Below are 20,332 nucleotides of genomic sequence, written 5' to 3'. Positions count from 1 at the left end.
ACATCTAGTTTCGGTTGGGCAGTGCTGTGAATAGCTAATAATATCGGAACATCGAAGGGAAATCCACCTTGTTTCCAGACATCCTCTGCTAAGTCTCCAAATATCAGGAAGGGAATAACCCCCCCAAGCAGTAGGAGCAGTACTGACCTCCGGTCTCTGGTAAGCCCCATCTAATTGCTCCCGCATTCATTAATCTTTCTCTAATCCTAGCTGCATAAGTAACCAAACAAAATTAACCTCGCTACAAACTTCACTGTTTTAGATAATTCGCAGATTCAGACCAACCAAAGCTCTTGGGAGCGTGTCAAACTAAAAGACAAAGTGTGTTTATTCCCAGGTTTACCCTCATCAGCACCCCATCACCAGCAACTATGTTCTGTGGTCTGCCAAAGCATTAGCTCAAAGTTGCGGATACCTTCTGTAATCCGCTAAATATTTCTCTATTTTCTGGAATCCGTTTCTCCTTGATTGTAGAAAATAGTATTAATCTGAACGCAAATCCCGCAGCAACTTTATACCAATTACATCTTGTAATAATCCTCATTTCTTGCTCTATCATTTAGCCAATGGGTCAATCAAAGCATTAGAAGATGACAAGACTTTGGCACTGTAATTAAAATTATACGAACGGTGATAATTAATACTTGACTTTCTCAGAAGCTTGTATAAAGTACGGTTTAGAATCTTACATATAACAGTGCTACAACTTTACCTTAGTCAAAAAAAGTGAGGAGTAGACTATGAAATTTGAATACCGCCTCAATATAAACGACTTTGCTCGCGTTCTAACCACCCGGCTAGTTCATCGGAAATTTGAATCGTTAATTCTGCCATTGCGATGGCGTACCCGCCCACCAGATGCGATCGCGTTCCTACTGATTAGCCAAATCACCATCTATCATCCTTTCAATCACAATACCCCCAAATCGAGCTTCTTCAGCCCAGCACTTCACTGCATCAATGTAGCAAATGTGACTTTCGTACTCCTCTTTCGTTTGACTTACAATTGCCTCAAATCTTCCACTCATTGAGGTATTGAAGAAACTCAACTTTCGCCCCTGATGATCACAGGCTTTGCTGTAGCAATTATTGCAAACTGCGCGGGTATATCTTGCAAAATATCGAGTTGGGATAGAACAGATTGGGCAAGGATGGAATGGCACTAAGAAAAGGGAAAATCGTTGAGGTTCTTGGGTGCGGAGGAGCGGGGGAGAGTTCAAATACCAAGTTCTTTCCCCTCTGCCCCTTCTTCCACTCAAGCTTGTGAGAAATGCGAGTATTATGAGCCAGGGTATATAGATTGACTCGATTTTTCCCTCTTTCAGGGCTTTACGGGCTAATTTGACATAAGTTTTTACCCTAGACTCTTGCATCTCTAAATCTTGGGCGATTACCTTCAATGAATCGAGTTGCCGATCTCTCTTCGTGCTAGAATCGTTGCCCAGACTACCGCAATTTTATCAGTCCGCTCCCCTCCTTTTCATTTTCGTTGTGCAGTAAATAACTCTGTCAGTTCTTCAATACGTTCTGCCAACATATTCGTTAGCAACTCAACGGTTGTAGTTGATTTTTGTTCCACCCAGTCTAAACGTGTTTGTCCCAGTCCGAAGGTAGTTTTGTGTCCTGTCCCACAGTATGGAGCCAACTGCACTAAGCCATAAAATAACTGGGTAAACTCAGCATTTGCTAAAGCTGCCTTGCTTAGACCAAAAGACATCGCTCCGGTAAAACCTGTGACTGAGCGTTGCTTACCGGCTGCCACTTTCATCGATTCCAAATAGTGCTGATGAATAATTACGCTTTCGTCTATCCAATCAAGGAATGTTTCTTGTTCTACTGGCAATCTGGAAAAGTCATTCCATCGCCGTAGGTAACTATGGAAAAGATTCTCTGGTATTGGCAAAGGAAAATGATGATCTCTGCGCCGAAAACTTGTGGGTGAAATAAAACTCAGATTCACTAACGATTGTTGGGCTGATGATTGCAATAACTGTGCATAAGTAGTTGGAACATGGGCGATATTCACCTGTTTTATCTGTAGGGATAGCCCATGTAACTGCTGAGGTGGTAGCCACTGATTTAGCTTTCGGTTAGCGCCTGGTGCTTGTAACTGCTCTTGGCATCGCTTGATTATACTCAAACAGTTTCCAATATTTTATGTGATTTATATTCCCCTATGGGGAAAAAACTTGATTACAGCCAGGAGGGATTGTTGAATTGTTGAATTAGGCGATCGCATTGCGCTGGTTTCAGTCCCCATGAGGGGATTTCGTGAATTGTGTCCATTTCCCGTAACCAGACAACATCTTATGTAAACGAGTGCGACGTTTATTTGCGCCTTTATTATCAGGCAGATCGTAAATAATTAAATAAAACAGGGTAGTCATTGTCAGATTTTTTGAAAAATGATGATTAACGTAAGGCTAAAGCTTTATATGGAATCCCTTCCTGTAAATGCCGAGCCAGTAACCGAGCTTGTAATTCAATAGCTCGTCTATAAGTACATCTGTACTCAAAAACTGGATGTTTAAATTCATCATTCATTTTGCGCTCGAATGCTTGTAAGAAATTTTTTCTAGCAGTTTCATTTAGTCGATATGCACCTAAACTTTCGTTGAAATCATCAGGTTGAATTTCATGTTTATGTAATACACTTAGTACTACATTGTCAGAAATCAAAGCACGAAACTCTTCCATTAAGTCCAGCACCATTGCAGGTTGTCCATGATGGACTTCATGCAAATATCCAATATAAGGATCTAGCCCAGCAACACAGGGTAAGAGCATCTCAATCAGGCTTGACATAAGGAATCAGAAGAATCTAAAGTATTGCCAATGAAACAACAACTAAGAACCTGAATCATATAATTATTATCCATAGCAGTACGTTTAATTTTTTGGCGGAGACTACGTTTGTAGGTTTGTTCAAGGTTAAGAGCATTGAGAGCAAAGCGTCTTAAAAGCGCAAAATTCTGGGGACTGTGAAAAGAACGAATGCGACAAGCATCCTCCGCAAAAGTACAGTCGAGAGTCCAATGAGCCTCCTTTTCAATGCCCCAGTGTTTTCGGATAGCCCGACCGATAAGTTGAGCATCACTGTTTAAAGAGGTGAGATAAAACTGAACTTCACGGGTAGTTTTGTTCCAAAGATGACGCACACGGACTACTATCACTAGGGTTTTCAATCCTACCCATAATTTGGGTTGATAAAGCTCGCCAATAGCAGCAACAGGTACAGTCCAAACTTCACGAATTTCTCGGCGATGATGTGCTTTCTCAATTCGTTTGTCATAACTGACATCAACGCCTCGGAAATTATTGGCTTTCTCAGTTTCAAACCATTGTTGTACTTGAGAGTGGGATGATTAGCTTTAAGTCCTAGGACATAATCAGCTTTTTTAGCGACAATCTGTTTGGCAATTTCAGTTTGTGTCCCCATTGCATCAATAAAATGCTCCACTAAACTCTGTTGAATACTGCCGATGTCTGCTATTTCTTTTGACTTTCGCTGACTACGTGCGTTTTGAAGTTCATCCGCAGATTTTGTTTTAAAGCCCTGTGACATCAACTTGACTCCTGAAGATTTTGGGACAACAGTATTGAAGTCTTCTCATTGATCTTGTTCTTAAGTCAAGTGCATTTTTTCCGCCTTTGTTTATGCTTATCTTACTTAATTTGTCAAGCTCACCCTATACCAAATTAGATGAGCTTACCCTGCACTTTCCCGGTGCATCCACACACCCAATTTTTGGGCTAATTTACCCCTGTGGATACAACCCGAAGTTTTCCTTGAATCATTTACACAGCTTGGCTCTCGGCTGCGTTCACAGCCCCCCATTTATATATAAAATACAAGGTCTGTGGACGCGAATATATCCCCCTGGCTGCGATCGCAGTCAGGTGGCAGATGCTAGCACCCATCCACAGCAATATCGAATTGCCATAGCAACGGCTGAATTATCTACCTTATCCCAGAAGCTAATAATTTGGCCGCGGAGGACAAAACCTCGCGTGGAATAAATGTGAGCAGGTCTTTAATAGTCTCCACAGCTTGCTCAGGCGATTCCTTCGCTATAGGAGCTAGAAAGTTGGTGGACACATCTGTTAGAGATTCTTCGGTCATCCACTCCGAGAGGTCATTCGGCGATTTAGTCACCTCATCTGAATATCCACTTTCATCCGGTTGTCTTTCACTATTAATTTACCTCTATCCAGGTTTCTGTTAGCGGTATCTTAGGGTCTATTCTGTCGCTAAATATGTTGCTACCTTTTGATAATAATCTAGCCTCATAATAACTATAACTGTATCGTTCATTTTCAATTTTCCTCATAATATGACTTAGTAACTCATGGGTAAAATATTGACCTATATATAAATCTTTAAACTTCATTTTGATGTTGACAATCTCTGTAATTTTTTGAACTAAATAAACGATAGTCTCTTGATCGACTAGTTCTATAATGTCTAAATTAGATGTTAAACAGTATTTATCATCAATTTTTATCATCAAATTGGCGTTACAAGCACTACTTTCATATCGTTGTTTTGTGAAAAATAAAGTATCTGGTTTAATAGCCCAATACTTTAATGGGTTTATGATAACTTTAAGGCTTTTTTCAAAGCAAACGACTGTAAGTTGCGTACTCATTTGTTCGTCCTTAATTCTCTATAGTGCGATCCCAATTGACATGAGGTGAATAAGCTATATATAAAGAGTTATCATAGGTAATAAATAATGTATGATAACTTTCTATACTTTTTTAGTTATTTGTAAATAATTTTGCTCACCACTCACCACTTGCCGCAGTTTTTACATCGGTAATAATCTTTACATTTACTTCCAATATTGTTAGAACCGCAGTGAGCGCAGTAAGGCTTAATAACACTTGTATATAGATTGTCTGTACCCTGTCTTGTTCTATTCAGACTTTCTGTTTGTTTCATTGAAAATCTTGTATCATCAATACTTTCAGTCTATGACCCTCTATTAACTTGATTGGCTAAATTCTCCCTAAATTCCTTAGCTATTAACTCTGTAATTTCCACTTATTTACTGTCAAAATCCGTACAGTCTAAATGCGGTAAACAATAAAGTTTTAGTGAACGTTCATCCATAACGAACACAAGTCTTAATAATCTAGCCTCATCAGTAATCCTGCTATTTTTAGTTTTGATATATGCTTCTATATCATCCAAATTACCTAGCAATCTTTGTAAATTAGCTGCTTGAGTGCCATAAATAGAGATATACTTTCTAATCTTGGGAATTCCCCTGATAATCTCTGTAAATAGGGTTCTATCGTCGTGAGGTAAGCCTTTAATCTGCTTAATCATTGCAGATTGACCAGTGACAATAAAGCCTATGTTAGAATGCCACCTTGCTTACTGATTTTCTTTAAATTGTCGCTGCTATCTTGTGCATCAGTGGCACTATCCGCTTTCTCTCCTTTCATAATGATTATCATTATTTTTCATGGGATGTTTTATTTTTTGCAAGTCCCTAATGAGTTTTGTTGCTACCTCTAATGGTATGAGTGTTAAGCGTCCTAAATTTTTTGTAGACCTCCAACGCCAGCTGAAATCGCTGCAACAAAGAGTTAGTCGCAAAAAAATAGGGTCAAATAACTGGCGCAGAGCTACAGCAAAAGTAGCAAAACTCCATGAACATATTGCTAATACTAGAAAAGACTTTCATTGGAAGGTAGCACACCAACTTTGCGATCAAGCAAAAACAATATTTGTTGATAATTTGAACTTGGTTGGATTGTCTAAACAATGCTTAGGAAGCATTGTTTAGACGCTGGATGGGGTCAATTCTTCCAAATTCTTGAACAGTGTTGCTTTAAGCGTGGTATCTACTTCCAGAAAGTTGATAAGCTGTCGCGCGTATAACTTGCACTTTTTATGGTCTGGAACCCTTGTTGCAACGAGAACACTCTCGAAAATTAAAGACGCGACAGCTTAGTAGAAAGACAAGTCAGATTTGCCCAAGTTGCGGAACCCAGACGGGTAAGAAACAATACGCTTGGGTTAAGAAGAAAAGTAGGTTGGGTTGAGCAACAGCGAAACCCAACATCCTTAGGACTTTGTTGGGTTTCGTTCCTCAAACGCCAGTTGCTACAACTCTTGGAACCCCCGCAACGCACTGGCTCCCCAACCTACATCAGTTTTAGTTTTTAGCCTTAACCCAAGCGTATTGGGGTAAGAAAGAGTTGTCAGAGCGTGTTCATGTTTGCTCAAACTGCGGCTACACAACCGATACAGATTGATAAGTCAAGCCGCTCAAGTCGTCCTCAATAGAGGGTGTGCAGCCGTCGGGCAGATGGTCAATATGCTTGATGTTGGCGCTTCGCGTCTCCCCTTGGGAGAGGGTAAGTTCACTAGAACCCCTGTGATTCAAAATCCCGCCCCTTCTAGGGGTGGGAGTGTCAAGACTAATGTCTATTTTGTAATGACTATTGACTATTGACTTTTGAAGACTGTTTAAAAGGAGTTTTTTTAGGTTTCTGCTTTTTATTTTTATTTTTCTGGTAGTCTACCTCTTTGAGCTTCTTCATTATTCGGCTGAAGTACTCTTGTAGATAGCTTTCTAGGGTTGTGGTTTGTTGCTGATCTAAACCAAAGACTGTGTATACTTCATCCATTGAAGCATTTAACTGTTTACCACTAGCCAATACTTCTGTAAACGCGAGCCTGTCTGCTACGTTCCATCCCCACTGAAAGAACCGCATTAAGCCCCGCACAGTACGTAGCAAATTTATTGGCATCCGCGTTACTCTGGCATCTTTTCCAGATAAGCGTTCGCACAGATTGATGATTTCTTCTGCACTCCATGCACGAGAACCTACTACAGGAAAAGTTTGGTTTTCCGTTTCTGGTACACTCAATGCTCGGATAGCAAACTTAGCAATGTCTTGAGTGTCCATATAGGCGATGGGAGAGGAATTACCTGTCACCCAAACTGGCTGTGCTTCCAAAATGGGAATCCCATATTGACCGATTAACCCTTGCATAAAACCAGCTAGCCGCAAGATGGTATAATTCAAGCCAGACTCAGCTAAGAATAGTTCTGTACACCGCTTAATTTCCATTAGCGGCACTTCTGGGTATTTATCAGCATCTAAAATCGAAAAGAAGATAAAACGCTCTACACCTGCTGCTTTTGCTGCTTGAATCAATGCTACTTTGCCGTCCCAGTCTACTTGTTTGATACTCAGTGAATCTGTAGGGCGAGATGTTGACGCATCAATAACTTGGGTTACACCTGACAATGCTTCCGCTAGGCTTTCGGGGTAACGCAAGTTTCCCGGTACGAGTTCTGCACCCCATTCTTTGAGAAAAGCTGCTTTTTTGCTACTCCGCACGAGGCAGCGTACTTTATATCCCTCATCGATTGCACGACGAGCCACTTGTCTTCCTAATGTGCCAGTGGCACCGATGATTAATAATGTCATGAGGGTTGTAATAAATTTTAATGTTTTATGAAAAGAATGTTATCAGAATAACCTATGCAAACAAAACTTTACATCTTTTCTCAGAAAATCTATTTATTTAGATAGACTCATGGGAAAATTACTGTCCGGTTAACGGACAAGCTTTTTTCCCATTTCGATGAAAAAGGGGGTGGGGACTGGGGACTGGGGAGAATAATAACAGACGCGATTAATCGCGTCTCTACTCCTAACTCCTGTACAGACGCGATTAATCGCGTCTCTCCTAACTCAGCACTCAATTATTCTTCTGAGCCTTGAATTTTCAGTAACAACGCGCCTAAGCCCCAGCCCACGAAGATTAAACCGAAAGACAATAGAGCTGCATTCAAAATTTCGCCGCCCATTGGTGTGATTCTCCTTATGCAAAGTGGTGTGTAAACTAGGTCTACCAGAAGCTTTTCAATAGTTGCTGTAGGATTAGACCTGTGTAAATAATTTTAAACTAGTTTAGCAGGCAATCCCTACTGGTTTGAGGGGCAATCCCTACTGTTGGAAGAAGAGGAAATGGGAAAACGGGAAAATTTGATGATAATAATTATGAAGAGATTTTATGTATCAAAATAATCAAGGCAATTTAATAAATTTTGTCAAAGAAAATCGTCCGCGTTTGGCGCTGACGCTGGGAGATCCGGCGGGGATTGGGCCGGAGGTGGTTTTGAAAGCTTTAGCTGATCCGGAAATTAGTAAAAAATATGACGTTACAGTGGTGGGTAACGAGGATTTGCTGTCACAGACTTATCACAAACTGAATTTAACTGAGAATTTAGCACCTTTGGCAAATCCAGATGAGTTATCAGTCAGCGATGTGCAGTTGGATGAGAAAATTAAAGATGAAATTATCCCAGGAATAGGTAATGCGGCGAGTGGTGCGGCTAGTTTTGCCTATATGGAATCTGCGATCGCTCAAACACTCGCTAGTAAATTTGATGGGATAGTCACAGGGCCGATCGCTAAATCTGCTTGGAAAGCCGCAGGATATAATTATCCAGGACAAACGGAGCTTTTGGCACAAAAATCAGGTGTTGACCGTTTTGGGATGTTATTCGTAGCGCGATCGCCCCATACTAATTGGACACTCCGCACCTTACTTGCTACCACACATATTCCTCTACGTCAAGTAGCCGATACATTGACACCGCAGTTGTTGACACAGAAATTAGATTTGTTGGTGGAGTGTTTGGAGAAGGATTTTGGTATAGATAGAGGGAGAATTGCGATCGCCGGGTTGAATCCCCACAGTGGCGAACAGGGACAATTAGGACATGAAGAACAGGATTGGTTAATTCCCTGGTTAGAGAAAGAGCGGCAAAAACGACCACAATTGCAGCTAGATGGGCCGATACCGCCAGATACCATGTGGGTTAAACCTGGTCAAGCTTGGTATGGAAATTCTTTAGTACAAAATCCGGCTGATGCTTATCTAGCACTTTACCACGACCAAGGCTTAATTCCTGTGAAGCTCATGGCATTTGATCGGGCAGTTAATACTTCTATAGGTCTTCCTTTCGTTCGGACTTCACCAGATCACGGAACAGCTTTTGATATTGCGGGTAAGGGAATTGCTGATGCTACGAGTATGAAAGCAGCGATACATTTAGCGGCTGAGTTGGTTATTCAAAGGTTGGCGGTGAGTTGTGGTTAAAAGTTATTTGTTGCAATATTTACTAGGAGTAATGCTTACTTGGATTTTGAAATTATCGGAGAGATCACCAATATTGAAATAATTGCTGTTGGTAACTCCATTCGTGAACTAGAACGCTTGCGTAAAACTTATGGTTCAGGACGGTGGCGGAAACTTAAAGGCTTTGCAACCATTAGCTTAGACGACGGAAGCATTTATGAAACTGAGTTACACTGGTATGAAGCCCACGGAATTGGTAAGAAAGAAATTAAAATAAAACCGCTTTTTATAGGAGTCGTTATGCAGTCAGCGAACACAGAAACTCAATATGTTGTTTGCATTAGCAACAAAGATTATCCTGCTTCTTTAGAAATTCGGAAAATTTACCAGACTGTTCCTGATTCTGATGCTGTTAAGCACCGAATGATTAGAGTTATTGATGAATCAGGTGAAGACTATTTATATCCTAGCAATTATTTTGTATTGATTGAATTACCAAAAGCGGTTGCAGAAGCTTTTTCTCTAGCTAGTTAAAATTTAATTATTCGTTTTAATAACTCTAAAATCTATTTAAAAAAGTAGCTGTTCCTCATCACCAAAGCTGCCTTTAATCATATTAGACCTCTTGCATAAATCAAAAATAAAGAACCCCACCCCCAACCCCTCCCCGCAAGCGGGGAGGGGTTGGGGGTGGGGTGTTATGGACTTTTGCAAGAGGTCTATTGTGCCAGCTATTCCTGTCTCATTAATCCGAAATATAAACACCGGAACATTTGGGTAGCACTGGCGAGATTTATTTATCGCAGCTAATTCATCTCTATCAGCGAAATAGTCTCCACTCTCAGGTTCAACAGCTATGTACCAGTTGTAGTGAGTTTTGATTAACTCTGGTTGAACTCGGTCAAAAATAACTTTACAGCGTTGGTAAAATGCCTCTTGTTGAGCTTTTTTTTCTGACCACTGAATATCAATCAGGGAATATTCTTCCCCGGCGAACTGTGCGAATAGGCTTTGGATTAGTCATTGTTGTTTTTACCAATCTACTTTGAGATTTTATAACTTTATCATCGAAGCTATTTACTAGCTTCAAGTAAAGGCAATTTATAAATACCAGTCATCTGTTTTTCAGGCGACTGGTATTTATTTTTTGTGCTTTTGGGGTTAGAGAAAGGATAGGCTAACGCCTAAAAGTTATGAAGTGTGTATTTATCTACTTGCTTAGTTGCAAGACTTCTTTCTTCCTCTCTAAAAGTGAAAATAAATAAAGAGTTGTACTCCAATAGTCGTGGTGTCAATACGTCTTTAAATATTTTTTCTTAAATACTTCGTGTTGTACAAAGATTGAACCGGCTAACGCCTAATAAAAGTGAGGAAATCCAGTTTTTTACTCGTTGAGTGGATAGGACTTCCTTTTTTTTGTTCATGTTAAGTTGAAGAAATTTTGATTTTTAGGAGTTAATTATGAATTTTGATATAATGCCTGAATATGTTGGTCGCGATCTTCAAAGTCTTCATGATTGGTGCAATCATCAATCTCGCATGAAGTCGATGTTCTCTAGTGGAGTTGCTTCTGGTCGAACTCACAAATGGTTTAGATACGAGGTAATACTACTAAAGCCTAATGCGAAAATTAATCCAGGCAATTGGGATGAGAGGGTTAATCGACTTGGCGATCGCATTTTCCCAGAATGGAATTGTGCCTTATTATGCCATTATCGTCCTGGTAGTTGCATGAAACAACACACTGACCATTCCGTTTTTGAACCTCTAGTAGCATTGGTCAATATTGGACGTGCTACTTTATCCATCGATAATCAAGAACATCACCTTGAAGATGGTCAGGTTATCAAGTTTGATTCTAGTATTTCCCATGAACTACTTCCTGTTGTATCTGAGCGATGGTCTTTATCCTTTCGTCGGATTAAACCACAGTATTTACAGTTTTAAATTCCTGTAATCTTTTTCCTGTAAGGATTACATGACTGTGGTTGCATCGCTGATGTCACTCTATATTTTAAATTCCTGTAATCTTTTTCCTGTAAGGATTACATGACTGTGGTTGCATCGCTGATGTCACTCTATATTAAATCTTTGTAACTTGCGCTCCCATCGGAAAAACAAACTTTCCCCATCTACCTCATCCGTCTCTTCACTTTCATCAATGAGGTCTTGGTTTTTCTCTTCTAATTCGCGCATATACTGCCTGAGTATACCCCCAACAGCGATCGCTCTAGTTTTATGCAGTTGACGGGTTAGCTCTAAAAACCATTCTCTATCACCTACTAAATCTGACTCTTTCACCTGATACTTGAGAATTTCTGGGATGAGTAGTGAAGGGTTATGATGCTTTGCGATCGCGCTAATATGAACAACAGGCTGGTAATCAATCCGTAAGCACTGCTGCCACAACGCTACCCATTTGGCATGAGAAAGATAGCCATGACTGAAATAGGAAGGCGGCACCATTGCTAAAATATGTAAATGGGGATGTGCTGAGACTCCATCTTTACCTTTGGTAACTTCTGTGGATTTCACCCAGCCTTTCGCAGTCCATGCTTCCAATTCAGTGAATCGCTTAAAAGCTTTATTTATCGAATCCAAGTTTTCCTTGAGTTCCTTAATTTGACAATTCTTTACAGTCAAAGTAACAAACAGCCAACGGTGCTTGGGGTAATCAGTGACAACCTGTGGGAGAATTTTGTAAGCTCTTGCTTTCCACATGAGCGATCGCCGCCACTGACAAACCGGACAATGACGAACCCTACAGAATCGGGCATCTGATAGTTTTAAGTTGAAAATACCTTCTGATTCGTCTCGTACTAATTGAAATTTCAGCAACTCGGAACAGATTCTCATCCGCCAAGCATACTGCTGAAAATAATCTTCGTCTGCTTTGGCGTAATAATGTAAGACTTTATCAGTATTAGCTTTATGCTTGTCCCAAATTTTACCTATAGGCGAAACTTCGGATAAACTCTGTACATTTTGATTTTTCTGAAACTTATCTTGAGACGATATATTAAAAGCAATAAAGTTACTGTCTGAGGCTTGAGCAGACACGAAATCACCAAATCAGTTTGTATCAACGTCCCAAATTAACGCAAGTTATCCGCTCAAGCCTCAGTAAAAGTATTTAAGTAAGTAATAAGACTAATGCTGACTTATCTGAGTGATTCATTATTATGAAGTACTCCCGAAATCGGAAAGCTCAAGAATTAGTATTATCGTCGGCCGCTTCAAACTTGTAACCATAGCCCCGTACAGTTTTAATAAACTCTGGTATGCTGGCATCGACTTCCATCTTCTTACGAAGCTGACCAATATGCACATCAACCACCCGGCCATCTCCTATATAGTCGCAACCCCAGATTTTTTGGATTAACTGTGGGCGACTCCAAGCTTGATTAGGATGACTTGCTAAAAAATGTAAGATATTAAATTCCAGCGCTGTTAAAGCGAGAGGTTTATCGTTAAGTGTAACCTCCCGACCTTCTGGATTAATTACTAGCTGCTTGAAGATGATACGTTGTGTTGGGGAGGGGTTGATGTAACGTATCCGTCTCAAAAGAGCTTCTACTCTAACTTCAACTTCTGCAAGACTAAATGGTTTAGTCATGAAATCATCAGCACCCGCGCTTAAGATTTTAATTTTATCAGCCTCATCAGTCCTACTAGTTAGTATCAGCACTAAAACATTAGTACGACTCTGCATTTCTTGGCAGAGGCTATAACCATTCACATCCGGCAAATTCCAATCCAGAATCACTAAAGCTGGGTTGAATTGCTCAAACAACGATAAGGCCGTCTTACCATCTGCTGCCGACTCTATTTGATATTTCCGACTTAAAAAACGATAGACGAGATTTCGGACGCCGAAGTCATCATCGACGATCAGAATTTTGGGAGTAGTAGCCGTAACTATAACCATAATGCTGCCTATTGTAGATTGGGCGATTCGTTGTTGCGCCAGTTTTGCTTTACGTGTTTCTGTTGAGAGTGTATTCACGCGCGTCTCTGCTGAGTCCGATCGCCACTGTAGTACTTGTATACAATTAATTTTCCATGAAGTTTATGAAAACTTCAGCCATCCTAATGCTTATAAAATGTATAAGTATTGTATGAATTTTGTATATTTTTGAATTTGTATTGTATAATTTTAAAATTTTATACTTAAAATGAGTGTAATTGAAAACCATCTTTATGACCGCAAATAGTACAGAGAAACACTAAACGCCACGGCAATTGCTACAGCTTTGGAAGAATAACGTACTCCCTGATTAATTAAGGTATCTACAAAGGCTCACAAACTAAGCTATAAGCCAATCTAGATTCTAAACTCCTACTTATTCAACTGTACTCTAGCCAACGGGTATGTCCTCTTGAAGAGAGTCTACGAAAATTTAGTCAGCGTGTATTTACATGTAGCTACCCTCTTAAGCATACACTATACTACAAGTTTCAGCCTGAGACTATGACAAGCCAAGGACTGAGAGCATCACCAGAAGGCATTAAGGCAGCAAAAACAGCTTTAACAGACAAAACTTGGAGTCAGCATAAATTAGCAACGGCTTTAGGCATTACACGTCAACCAGTTTCCAAATTTTTTGCAGGTGAGTCGGTTTCACGCTCTTGTTTTGTGCAAATTTGCCAACAGCTAGGGTTATCTTGGCAAAAGGTTGCTGGCTTACCTGAAGATGTGGCATTTGAGGTAACTCCTAAAGCGCAATTCAAAGGTGTTGACCTCGATACACTGGTACGGGAAGTGCGTCAAAAGCGTCAAGATAAAATTCAAGACCAGTGCAACACTCTGCAAATGTTGGACATTGCCCAGACAGCTAAAGTGATGGACATTTACACCAATATTAATGTCTTAGAGGAGATAAGCAGCCTGCAATGGCGAGAAATTTCTGACCTGTTGAAAGACTTCAAATCTAAATCGACCTTTAATCAACTTGGAGGATACAAGCGCCAGAGAAGATTACCAGGGTTGGAAGCAGTATTGCGGCACTCAAAACTGATGGTGCTGGGTAAACCAGGGTCAGGTAAAACTACATTTTTACAATATCTAGCGATTGAGTGTAACAAAGGCGAGTTTCAGCCAAATCGCATAGCAATTTTTATTAGGGTGAAAGAATTTGCTGAAGATGCCAAAAAAGACAGCGAATTCAATTTATTGAACTACATCACCCAAGAATTTCTTAGTTGCGGTGTTGAACAGGAATCAACTAAAACTCTACTGGTTGAAGGCAAACTGCTGATTTTACTAGATGGATTAGATGAAGTCCCAGCACCAAAGATAGATAAAGTTACAATGAACCTATCCCACTAATAATATTTGTGCTACAAAGCTTAAGCTTATTGAGAACCGAAAACGAAAAATCAAGGTTTTCAAGCACATTTTACGAAAAGAAGTAGGGGTTTTTTGAATAGTGGGATAGGTTCAATAGAAATTCGGAGATTTACCCAAACTTTTTACAAAAATCAGTTTGTTATTAGCTGTCGAATTGCTGCCCAAAAATATAGATTTCAGGGATTTACTGAAGTTGAAGTGGCAGACTTTGATCAAGAAGAAGTAGAAGTTTTTGCCAAAAATTGGTTTATCGCAGTTGCTTTTAAGTCCAAAGAAGATGGGGAAGCCATAGGAAATTTATTTATTAATCAGTTACATCTACCAGAAAATCAGCATATCCGAGAATTGGCAATCACTCCACTACTGTTGCATTGGATTTGCTTGGTGTTCCAAGTAAAAGATAAATTTCCTTTAAATCCAGCCAAGTTATATGAGCAAGCACTGAATATTTTGCTGGTAAGATGGGATGAAGTCAGGGGAATTAAACGCGATCGCGTTGCTCATAAATTGACTTTGGTAAGTAAGAAAAAACTGCTTTTTCAAATTGCATATCTCACTTTTGAGCAAGAAAATTACTTTTTTGAACAAGAAAAAATCCTGCAACTTATTGCTGACTATCTAGAAAACTTACAAAATGTTAATTCAGAGGTAACTCAATTGCAGCTAGATAACGAAGCAGTAATGAAAGCAATTGAGGTACAAAATGGGTTATTGGTGGAAAGAGCGCGGGGAATTTACTCTTTTTCTCATCTGACATTTCAAGAGTATTTCACGGCTCGAAAAATTGTTGAAAGTTCCCCAAGTTATGCTTGGAATAATCTGGTAAGTCACATAACTGAAAAGCGCTGGCGTCAGGTATTTTTATTAACTGTTAGTATGTTGCCGAATGCTAATGAAATACTACAGTTAATGAAGCAAAAAATTGATTTGCTAGTGGCTGGTGACGAAAGATTACAGTATTTTCTAACCTGGTTGCATCAAAAATCTAGTTCAGTTTCTACCCGCTACAAAGCAGCAGGTGTTCGGGCCTTTTACCTCGTTTGCGTTGAGCGAAGCTGTTGCCATAGGCATCATGCCTTTGTCTATACTTCTGGTTATGACCTTGAGTGTGCTCTTGTTGGTAATATCACCTTTGACGCTGACCTTGTACTTGATGAGTTTCTATTCAGTACTGTTGCCTGCCTTAACGAGCTTGACTTTGCCTTTGAGTATACCCTCAACGATGGACTTGATCATGGATATGCCCTTGTTATTGCCTTTGATAAAGCTGTTGACCTTGTTGTTGATCCTAAATTGAAGCAATTGCTGCAAAAAATCAAAAAACAACTACCAAAAATAGATAGCAATCCAGAGAAATTTAGGGACTGGTGGCAAGCTAAAGGTAAAGCCTGGGGTGAACAATTAAGAGAGATGCTGATTAAGTATCGCAATATTGGTTACGACTGGCAGTTCAACGAACAGCAAAAAGAATTGCTTCAGCAATATTACGATGTCAATAAATTACTGGTAGATTGCCTCAATAGCGCTGCTTGTGTCACTCCAATAGTGCGGCAAGAGATTGAAGAGACATTATTATTAGCGATCGCAGATATTGAAAAGATACGCAATTCCTGTACTAATGGCTGAATATTTTTAATTTTTAGACTATTTTTTGATTAATTAGGTAGGGAATTTAATAATTTTAAGTTTGCTTATAATGTGTATTAATAATTAAACGTTATAAATATAAACTTTAAATATATTTAATTAATTTAATCCAAAAAATTCCTTCTGATAGTCTAAGTTGACTGTATTTGCAATGCATTAAATGGTAGAAAATCTTTCAATTAACCACTCTATCTAAGGAGATATTTTGAGCAACTTCATCCCATAGAAAGAGCAATTAAATATGTTGAGTCCGTTAAATTGCTATTAATATCGTCAATAAGGAACAGTTATGACTAACAATTTAGCAGGCGGCATCATTCCCCCACAGCCACCAATAGAAGCACAATCTGATGCTCATGTCTTGAAGACTCGTCTAGAATGGGGCGAACCAGCTTTTACAATACTCGATGTGCGCGATCGCCCAACCTACAACAAAGGTCACATTATGGGCGCGATGCCGATGCCAAAAGATGAATTGGTAGAGCGTGCAGCTGCTTCGTTGGATAAGAGCCGTGACATTTACGTTTACGGTGCTAATGAAGAAGAAACTGCCCAAGCCGCTCAACAACTGCGTTCTAATGGATTTGAGCATGTCTCCCAACTCAAAGGTGGTCTTGCTGCGTGGAAGGATATCGGTGGCCCAACAGAAGGCATTGTTGAATCAAAAACTCCCCCAGGTGCAGATGACTACAATGTGGTAGACCGTCTAAAAAATCACCAAGAGAATCTGCAAAAGGGAGGCACTAGCCCGACGGAAGCCATTAAAAAGGGAGCCAGTAATCTAAAGGAAAGCATTCAAGAGGGAGCCAGTAATCTAAAGGAAAGCATTGAAGAGAAAGCCGGTAACTTGAAGGAAAGCATTCAAGAGAAAGCCAGTGATGTCAAGGAAGGCATTCAAGAGAAAGCGAGTGACGTGAAGCAAGACATTCAACAGAAAGCTAATGACGTGAAGTAAGACATTAGTGAATCTAGAACTCCTACAGGTTCAGATGATTCCAATGTTGACTCTTAGGCATAAAATAACTTAGCAAATTAGCAATAGACTTCTTGCAAAATATCAATTTCTCGTGAGGAAATAAGTCAGAATTCACAGAGAACTCTGAACTGCGGCTTTTGCGATTCCCCGTACCCCTACCAGGAAGCAAGCTACGTGATAGCGTGCAGGAGAAGGAGTTGCCGTTTGCCCTTGGCATGTGAGAAGTTTGAAGAGTCAGGAGACAACATATTCTGCCTCCAGAGGCTTGTCCAGCAGAAATACAAATTTTGCAAGAGGTTTACTGTTTGCTCAATGTTCAAACAAATCTTTAAATTGCAATAAATCTAAGGAAACTATTGTTGGTAGAAATTCAAAACATTCTTGAGCAATTTCCCAACGTTCTTCTCGTTTGAGCATTCCCATTAGCTTCTGCTGCACACTAAGTAAGTAGCGCACATCATTGGCAGCATAACTCAGTTGAGCTTCAGATAAGCTAGCGGCGTTACCCCAATCAGAACTTTGAGAGCTTTTATCCAGTTCCACTTGTTCTAACTCTTGCACCACATCTTTGAGTCCGTGGCGATTTGTGTAAGTACGGGCTAGCTTACTAGCAATTTTGGTGCAAAAAACAGGCTGAACCTGAATCCCCAGATTAGCTCGCAAAGTGGCAAGGTCAAAGCGAGCAAAGTGAAACACTTTTACGACATTTGCCGCTTCCAAGAGTTTTTTTAAATTTGGGGCGTCAGCTTGTCCTTTGGCTATGCGGATTGCAGTCACTTTTCCTTCTAGATTGCACAGCTGGACAAGACACAAGCGATCGCGCTGTGGCAATAATCCCATCGTTTCTGTATCAACTGCGATCGCTGTAGATTCTAAATACTGTCCAAGGGCTGCGTCACTGAGATCGCGATCGCTCACCTGAAAATCTTGTAATGTCATGAATTGTTCAAAAATAATTGCAGTGTCCAGCAGATAAAAGTCTTGTCAGACACTACATTATTATTGTGCAAAAAAATCAGAAATTAAATCTACCTAGTGTGAAAAAACATTTGTGTCAGGTAGACTTCGCCTTGATTATTAGTAGCAACGCCAATTCCAGTCAGGTTGTAATTTCCTTTAAGATTCTTTAGATGTCCGGGACTGTTGAGCCAACCGGTAACAGCTTCGTCCACAGGGTTGCTATATCCCCGATTGAAAGCAACATTTTCCGCCGCACTGTTGTAGCGAAGAGGGATAGCTTTGACTCGCCGTTCAAATCCCTGATGACTAAATGGGGTTTTACCTTTAGCCATATTTTGACTATGAATTCTTGCCTGTCGAGTGATATTTGCATTTAGGGTCAACTTTGGCAGTCCTTTAGAAGCCCGATATCGATTAATTTGGTCAAAAACTGATTTTTCTAACTCCGTAGTTTTAAAAGTAGGAGTCGATATTGCAACCTGACTGGAAAAAAGCGACAACAGCTTATTACGGGTGGATGTATTTGTAGAAGAATGATTTGGTATCGGGACAGTCGTTAATCCACTAGCAAGGACAAGCGCACTTAAAGCGATGCCAAAAGCAGTTTGTCGGAACATGGAGAATTGCGTAATGTGTAGAGATATAAGACTTCTACTCTACCTTATTGTTCCGAAGATATATACCAGGATACTATTAAGGATTGATGAATTTTGGCAATCTGGCTATATCCTTCTATCGGAAGTAGAAACAATCATTTTCAATTGTCAATACTTTAATCGGTCAGCTTCATGAAATCACGGTTATTTTGGCTGATAATTTAAGATTTTCATGAATTACTAAAAAATAATATAGTATTCAATAGATAAATGTCATTGAAACTACATTATTCAACATCTAGCAAAAGCTTTGCTAGCAGGCTGAAATCTGGGGAATTTGAGAAAAAACCTAAATCTTACCACATCTATCAGCGAAGGAAAATTTGTGTGAAGTAGATTTCGCCTTTACTGTTGCTAGCGACACCAATCCCCGTCTTATCATAATTACCTTTGATATTGGCTAGATGCCCTGGACTTTTGAGCCAGCCTTGAACAGCTATTGTGGCAGGATCACTATATCCCTGGTTGTAGGCGACATTTTCACCAGCTGCTCTGTAAGAAATACCGATTGCTCTAATTCGCTCTGAAAATCCTGTATGTCCAAAAGTAACTGTACCATTAGCCATGTTCTGACTGTGAATCCTGGCTTGATTATCGATGGCAGAATTACGAGTCAGCGCTGGTAGCCCTTGGGAAACTCTGTAGTTATTAATTTGGTTGAAAACCGACTGTTCTAGAGCGGCAATGTTGATGCTAGATGCTGCCATGTAAACAGTATTATTTAATACATCTGACTGTTGCGGTGTAAAAGTTGGATTTGTTACAGGAGTAGCGATCGCTCCACTACTGAGAACTATAGTGCCTAAAGCAACGATGTATATTGTTGGTTGAATCATTTGCTGGAAGTAAACTTTTAGACAATCTAACCAACTAATATCAATGTGACAAATTGCTTATAGGTCTATATAGCTCTAATTTGTGCCGTTTTCTGTTCAAAAACTACAAGTAAACGTTGAAATCCACGATATTACGAAAAAATAGTGCTGTTTAATAAATAATTGTCTTCTAACATTAGTATGATTGTTTTTATCCCATCTTCCATACTTAGGGTATTACATAGTGCAGTAACTAACTTTTTTCGATTTTTTTAGTTCTTTATGATGCTTATCCATCTTAAAACCTAAGTTATTTTACTGTCTTTAAGTATATTACTTAGCTTTCTTCACGTCGTAAAATAAGTAAAAACCGATTACAACATTTGAAAATGCGGAATGTAGGATATAAATGGTATGGATTTATTCAGCAAAATCTCTGCGTGATTTCAACTAGCCTTGGTTAAGGGTTTCTAACTCTTGCTGCACCACGCGCAACACCCGTGCAATATATTCCGCACGCCACTGTTCCCGCTCCTTAATTACCTTGGCATCCGGCTCGTAAGCTTCAATCTCACTAGCCGATAAAATACCTTTAATTTCTAGCAACTGTTCAATGGTGTCCAGCCGCTCACGCAACACGGATACCTCACCAGTCAAAGCCATGACGATCGCCAACAAATTATCGATTTGCGGATTATCTAAGTAAACAGGTCGTTTACCCTTAGCTATTTTTGCCATCCTAATACCAATTCTCCAAAAATAAGACTACACACACAAAAGAAAGAAACCCAGATAAAATCTGACTTTCTCAAT

At 39.8% G+C, this 20,332-nt stretch carries 21 protein-coding genes and 3 pseudogenes; 9 read left to right on the top strand and 15 right to left on the bottom strand.

Annotation, left to right across the window (positions count from 1 at the left end; all coding sequences use genetic code 11):
* The first annotated feature begins 740 nt into the window (after nucleotides 1-740).
* Complete coding sequence (locus V7K30_RS20960) at nucleotides 741-1,031, top strand: hypothetical protein (RefSeq protein WP_335002521.1); 291 nt, start codon at nucleotides 741-743, stop codon at nucleotides 1,029-1,031.
* 285 nt (nucleotides 1,032-1,316) lie between these two features.
* Here V7K30_RS20960 and cas6 read toward each other — a convergent pair.
* From cas6 to V7K30_RS20940, 4 genes and pseudogenes are all read right to left on the bottom strand, one after another.
* Nucleotides 1,317-2,083 (bottom strand): annotated as a pseudogene (gene cas6, locus V7K30_RS20955) (CRISPR-associated endoribonuclease Cas6); the annotation flags it as partial.
* Between the two features lie 166 nt (nucleotides 2,084-2,249).
* Nucleotides 2,250-2,387 carry a CRISPR-associated endonuclease Cas2 gene (locus V7K30_RS20950; RefSeq protein WP_335002508.1) on the bottom strand — a complete coding sequence of 46 codons (138 nt, stop codon included), beginning with the start codon at nucleotides 2,385-2,387 and terminating at the stop codon, nucleotides 2,250-2,252.
* A 25-nt stretch (nucleotides 2,388-2,412) separates the two neighbouring features.
* Nucleotides 2,413-2,805, bottom strand: coding sequence for a CRISPR-associated endonuclease Cas1 (cas1, locus tag V7K30_RS20945; RefSeq protein WP_335002506.1), 393 nt, complete (start codon nucleotides 2,803-2,805; stop codon nucleotides 2,413-2,415).
* Nucleotides 2,793-3,448: pseudogene (locus V7K30_RS20940) on the bottom strand (ISAs1 family transposase); the annotation flags it as partial. The gene cas1 and the pseudogene V7K30_RS20940, both read right to left, overlap by 13 nt.
* Nucleotides 3,449-3,657: 209 nt before the next feature.
* Between V7K30_RS20940 and V7K30_RS20935 the strand changes: the two are divergent.
* Nucleotides 3,658-4,020, top strand: a complete 363-nt coding sequence (locus tag V7K30_RS20935; RefSeq protein WP_335002504.1) for a hypothetical protein — start codon at nucleotides 3,658-3,660, stop codon at nucleotides 4,018-4,020.
* Nucleotides 4,021-4,196: 176 nt separating this feature from the next.
* Here the strand turns inward: V7K30_RS20935 and V7K30_RS20930 are convergent, their stop codons facing one another.
* Nucleotides 4,197-4,649: a hypothetical protein gene (locus V7K30_RS20930; protein WP_335002502.1), complete on the bottom strand. Its 453-nt coding sequence runs from the start codon at nucleotides 4,647-4,649 to the stop codon at nucleotides 4,197-4,199.
* Nucleotides 4,650-5,047: 398 nt separating this feature from the next.
* Nucleotides 5,048-5,335, bottom strand: coding sequence for a hypothetical protein (locus V7K30_RS20925; protein WP_335002500.1), 288 nt, complete (start codon nucleotides 5,333-5,335; stop codon nucleotides 5,048-5,050).
* Nucleotides 5,336-5,504: 169 nt separating this feature from the next.
* Between V7K30_RS20925 and V7K30_RS20920 the strand changes: the two genes are divergently transcribed.
* Nucleotides 5,505-5,798, top strand: a complete 294-nt coding sequence (locus tag V7K30_RS20920) for a transposase (RefSeq protein WP_335002498.1) — start codon at nucleotides 5,505-5,507, stop codon at nucleotides 5,796-5,798.
* 450 nt (nucleotides 5,799-6,248) lie between these two features.
* Here the strand turns inward: V7K30_RS20920 and V7K30_RS20915 are convergent, their stop codons facing one another.
* The 3 genes from V7K30_RS20915 to petM all read right to left on the bottom strand — a co-directional run bounded on the left by V7K30_RS20915 (nucleotide 6,249) and on the right by petM (nucleotide 7,838).
* Nucleotides 6,249-6,401 carry a hypothetical protein gene (locus tag V7K30_RS20915; protein WP_335002496.1) on the bottom strand — a complete coding sequence of 51 codons (153 nt, stop codon included), beginning with the start codon at nucleotides 6,399-6,401 and terminating at the stop codon, nucleotides 6,249-6,251.
* 55 nt (nucleotides 6,402-6,456) lie between these two features.
* The gene (locus tag V7K30_RS20910) at nucleotides 6,457-7,455 is read right to left on the bottom strand and encodes an SDR family oxidoreductase (RefSeq protein WP_335002494.1); all 999 of its coding nucleotides are present in this window, start codon (nucleotides 7,453-7,455) and stop codon (nucleotides 6,457-6,459) included.
* A gap of 278 nt (nucleotides 7,456-7,733) precedes the next feature.
* Nucleotides 7,734-7,838 carry a cytochrome b6-f complex subunit PetM gene (gene petM, locus V7K30_RS20905; protein WP_162395471.1) on the bottom strand — a complete coding sequence of 35 codons (105 nt, stop codon included), beginning with the start codon at nucleotides 7,836-7,838 and terminating at the stop codon, nucleotides 7,734-7,736.
* Between the two features lie 206 nt (nucleotides 7,839-8,044).
* Here petM and pdxA point away from each other — a divergent pair, with 206 nt between their 5' ends.
* The 3 genes from pdxA (at nucleotide 8,045) to V7K30_RS20890 (ending at nucleotide 11,062) form a co-directional block, all read left to right on the top strand.
* Entirely contained in the window at nucleotides 8,045-9,136 is a 1,092-nt protein-coding gene (gene pdxA, locus V7K30_RS20900; RefSeq protein ID WP_335002490.1) for a 4-hydroxythreonine-4-phosphate dehydrogenase PdxA, read from the top strand.
* Nucleotides 9,137-9,175: 39 nt separating this feature from the next.
* Nucleotides 9,176-9,649: a hypothetical protein gene (locus V7K30_RS20895; protein WP_335002488.1), complete on the top strand. Its 474-nt coding sequence runs from the start codon at nucleotides 9,176-9,178 to the stop codon at nucleotides 9,647-9,649.
* Between the two features lie 927 nt (nucleotides 9,650-10,576).
* Nucleotides 10,577-11,062, top strand: a complete 486-nt coding sequence (locus V7K30_RS20890) for a hypothetical protein (RefSeq protein ID WP_335002486.1) — start codon at nucleotides 10,577-10,579, stop codon at nucleotides 11,060-11,062.
* A gap of 126 nt (nucleotides 11,063-11,188) precedes the next feature.
* Here V7K30_RS20890 and V7K30_RS20885 read toward each other — a convergent pair whose 3' ends face one another.
* Both V7K30_RS20885 and V7K30_RS20880 read right to left on the bottom strand, forming a co-directional pair.
* Nucleotides 11,189-12,175, bottom strand: coding sequence for a protein rep (locus V7K30_RS20885; protein WP_335002484.1), 987 nt, complete (start codon nucleotides 12,173-12,175; stop codon nucleotides 11,189-11,191).
* Nucleotides 12,176-12,323: 148 nt separating this feature from the next.
* Nucleotides 12,324-13,043 carry a response regulator transcription factor gene (locus tag V7K30_RS20880; protein ID WP_335002519.1) on the bottom strand — a complete coding sequence of 240 codons (720 nt, stop codon included), beginning with the start codon at nucleotides 13,041-13,043 and terminating at the stop codon, nucleotides 12,324-12,326.
* 543 nt (nucleotides 13,044-13,586) lie between these two features.
* On the opposite strand from V7K30_RS20880, the gene V7K30_RS20875 reads away from it, so the two are divergent.
* The 3 genes and pseudogenes from V7K30_RS20875 to V7K30_RS20865 all read left to right on the top strand — a co-directional run.
* A complete protein-coding gene (locus V7K30_RS20875) occupies nucleotides 13,587-14,444 on the top strand; it encodes an NACHT domain-containing protein (RefSeq protein WP_335002482.1) in 858 nt (285 codons plus the stop codon).
* A 93-nt stretch (nucleotides 14,445-14,537) separates the two neighbouring features.
* Nucleotides 14,538-16,091 (top strand): NACHT domain-containing protein, encoded by a 1,554-nt coding sequence (locus tag V7K30_RS20870; protein ID WP_335002480.1) that lies wholly within the window; start codon nucleotides 14,538-14,540, stop codon nucleotides 16,089-16,091.
* 310 nt (nucleotides 16,092-16,401) lie between these two features.
* Nucleotides 16,402-16,848 (top strand): annotated as a pseudogene (locus tag V7K30_RS20865) (rhodanese-like domain-containing protein); the annotation flags it as partial.
* Between the two features lie 549 nt (nucleotides 16,849-17,397).
* Here V7K30_RS20865 and V7K30_RS20860 read toward each other — a convergent pair.
* The 4 genes from V7K30_RS20860 to V7K30_RS20845 form a co-directional block, all read right to left on the bottom strand.
* Nucleotides 17,398-18,027 carry a ribonuclease H-like domain-containing protein gene (locus V7K30_RS20860; protein WP_335002478.1) on the bottom strand — a complete coding sequence of 210 codons (630 nt, stop codon included), beginning with the start codon at nucleotides 18,025-18,027 and terminating at the stop codon, nucleotides 17,398-17,400.
* Between the two features lie 89 nt (nucleotides 18,028-18,116).
* The gene (locus V7K30_RS20855; RefSeq protein WP_335002476.1) at nucleotides 18,117-18,665 is read right to left on the bottom strand and encodes a CAP domain-containing protein; all 549 of its coding nucleotides are present in this window, start codon (nucleotides 18,663-18,665) and stop codon (nucleotides 18,117-18,119) included.
* A 347-nt stretch (nucleotides 18,666-19,012) separates the two neighbouring features.
* Nucleotides 19,013-19,540: a CAP domain-containing protein gene (locus tag V7K30_RS20850; RefSeq protein WP_335002474.1), complete on the bottom strand. Its 528-nt coding sequence runs from the start codon at nucleotides 19,538-19,540 to the stop codon at nucleotides 19,013-19,015.
* A 429-nt stretch (nucleotides 19,541-19,969) separates the two neighbouring features.
* The gene (locus V7K30_RS20845) at nucleotides 19,970-20,257 is read right to left on the bottom strand and encodes a hypothetical protein (protein ID WP_335002473.1); all 288 of its coding nucleotides are present in this window, start codon (nucleotides 20,255-20,257) and stop codon (nucleotides 19,970-19,972) included.
* Between the last annotated feature and the right edge of the window lie 75 nt (nucleotides 20,258-20,332).

It is taken from the genome of Nostoc sp., from assembly GCF_036917655.1.
Lineage (GTDB): Bacteria > Cyanobacteriota > Cyanobacteriia > Cyanobacteriales > Nostocaceae > Nostoc.
Note: the sequence above shows the minus strand (reverse complement) of the source record. Positions and strands in the feature narration are given on the sequence as shown.

Bases quoted from the DNA above. Each gene is read 5' to 3' on its own strand.
- V7K30_RS20960 (WP_335002521.1), top strand. From the start codon at position 741: ATGAAATTTGAATACCGCCTCAATATAAACGACTTTGCTCGCGTTCTA.
- V7K30_RS20950 (WP_335002508.1), bottom strand. From the start codon at position 2,387: ATGACTACCCTGTTTTATTTAATTATTTACGATCTGCCTGATAATAAA.
- cas1 (WP_335002506.1), bottom strand. From the start codon at position 2,805: ATGTCAAGCCTGATTGAGATGCTCTTACCCTGTGTTGCTGGGCTAGAT.
- V7K30_RS20935 (WP_335002504.1), top strand. From the start codon at position 3,658: ATGCTTATCTTACTTAATTTGTCAAGCTCACCCTATACCAAATTAGAT.
- V7K30_RS20930 (WP_335002502.1), bottom strand. From the start codon at position 4,649: ATGAGTACGCAACTTACAGTCGTTTGCTTTGAAAAAAGCCTTAAAGTT.
- V7K30_RS20925 (WP_335002500.1), bottom strand. From the start codon at position 5,335: ATGATTAAGCAGATTAAAGGCTTACCTCACGACGATAGAACCCTATTT.
- V7K30_RS20920 (WP_335002498.1), top strand. From the start codon at position 5,505: ATGAGTTTTGTTGCTACCTCTAATGGTATGAGTGTTAAGCGTCCTAAA.
- V7K30_RS20910 (WP_335002494.1), bottom strand. From the start codon at position 7,455: ATGACATTATTAATCATCGGTGCCACTGGCACATTAGGAAGACAAGTG.
- petM (WP_162395471.1), bottom strand. From the start codon at position 7,838: ATGGGCGGCGAAATTTTGAATGCAGCTCTATTGTCTTTCGGTTTAATC.
- pdxA (WP_335002490.1), top strand. From the start codon at position 8,045: ATGTATCAAAATAATCAAGGCAATTTAATAAATTTTGTCAAAGAAAAT.
- V7K30_RS20890 (WP_335002486.1), top strand. From the start codon at position 10,577: ATGAATTTTGATATAATGCCTGAATATGTTGGTCGCGATCTTCAAAGT.
- V7K30_RS20880 (WP_335002519.1), bottom strand. From the start codon at position 13,043: ATGGTTATAGTTACGGCTACTACTCCCAAAATTCTGATCGTCGATGAT.
- V7K30_RS20875 (WP_335002482.1), top strand. From the start codon at position 13,587: ATGACAAGCCAAGGACTGAGAGCATCACCAGAAGGCATTAAGGCAGCA.
- V7K30_RS20860 (WP_335002478.1), bottom strand. From the start codon at position 18,027: ATGACATTACAAGATTTTCAGGTGAGCGATCGCGATCTCAGTGACGCA.
- V7K30_RS20855 (WP_335002476.1), bottom strand. From the start codon at position 18,665: ATGTTCCGACAAACTGCTTTTGGCATCGCTTTAAGTGCGCTTGTCCTT.
- V7K30_RS20850 (WP_335002474.1), bottom strand. From the start codon at position 19,540: ATGATTCAACCAACAATATACATCGTTGCTTTAGGCACTATAGTTCTC.
- V7K30_RS20845 (WP_335002473.1), bottom strand. From the start codon at position 20,257: ATGGCAAAAATAGCTAAGGGTAAACGACCTGTTTACTTAGATAATCCG.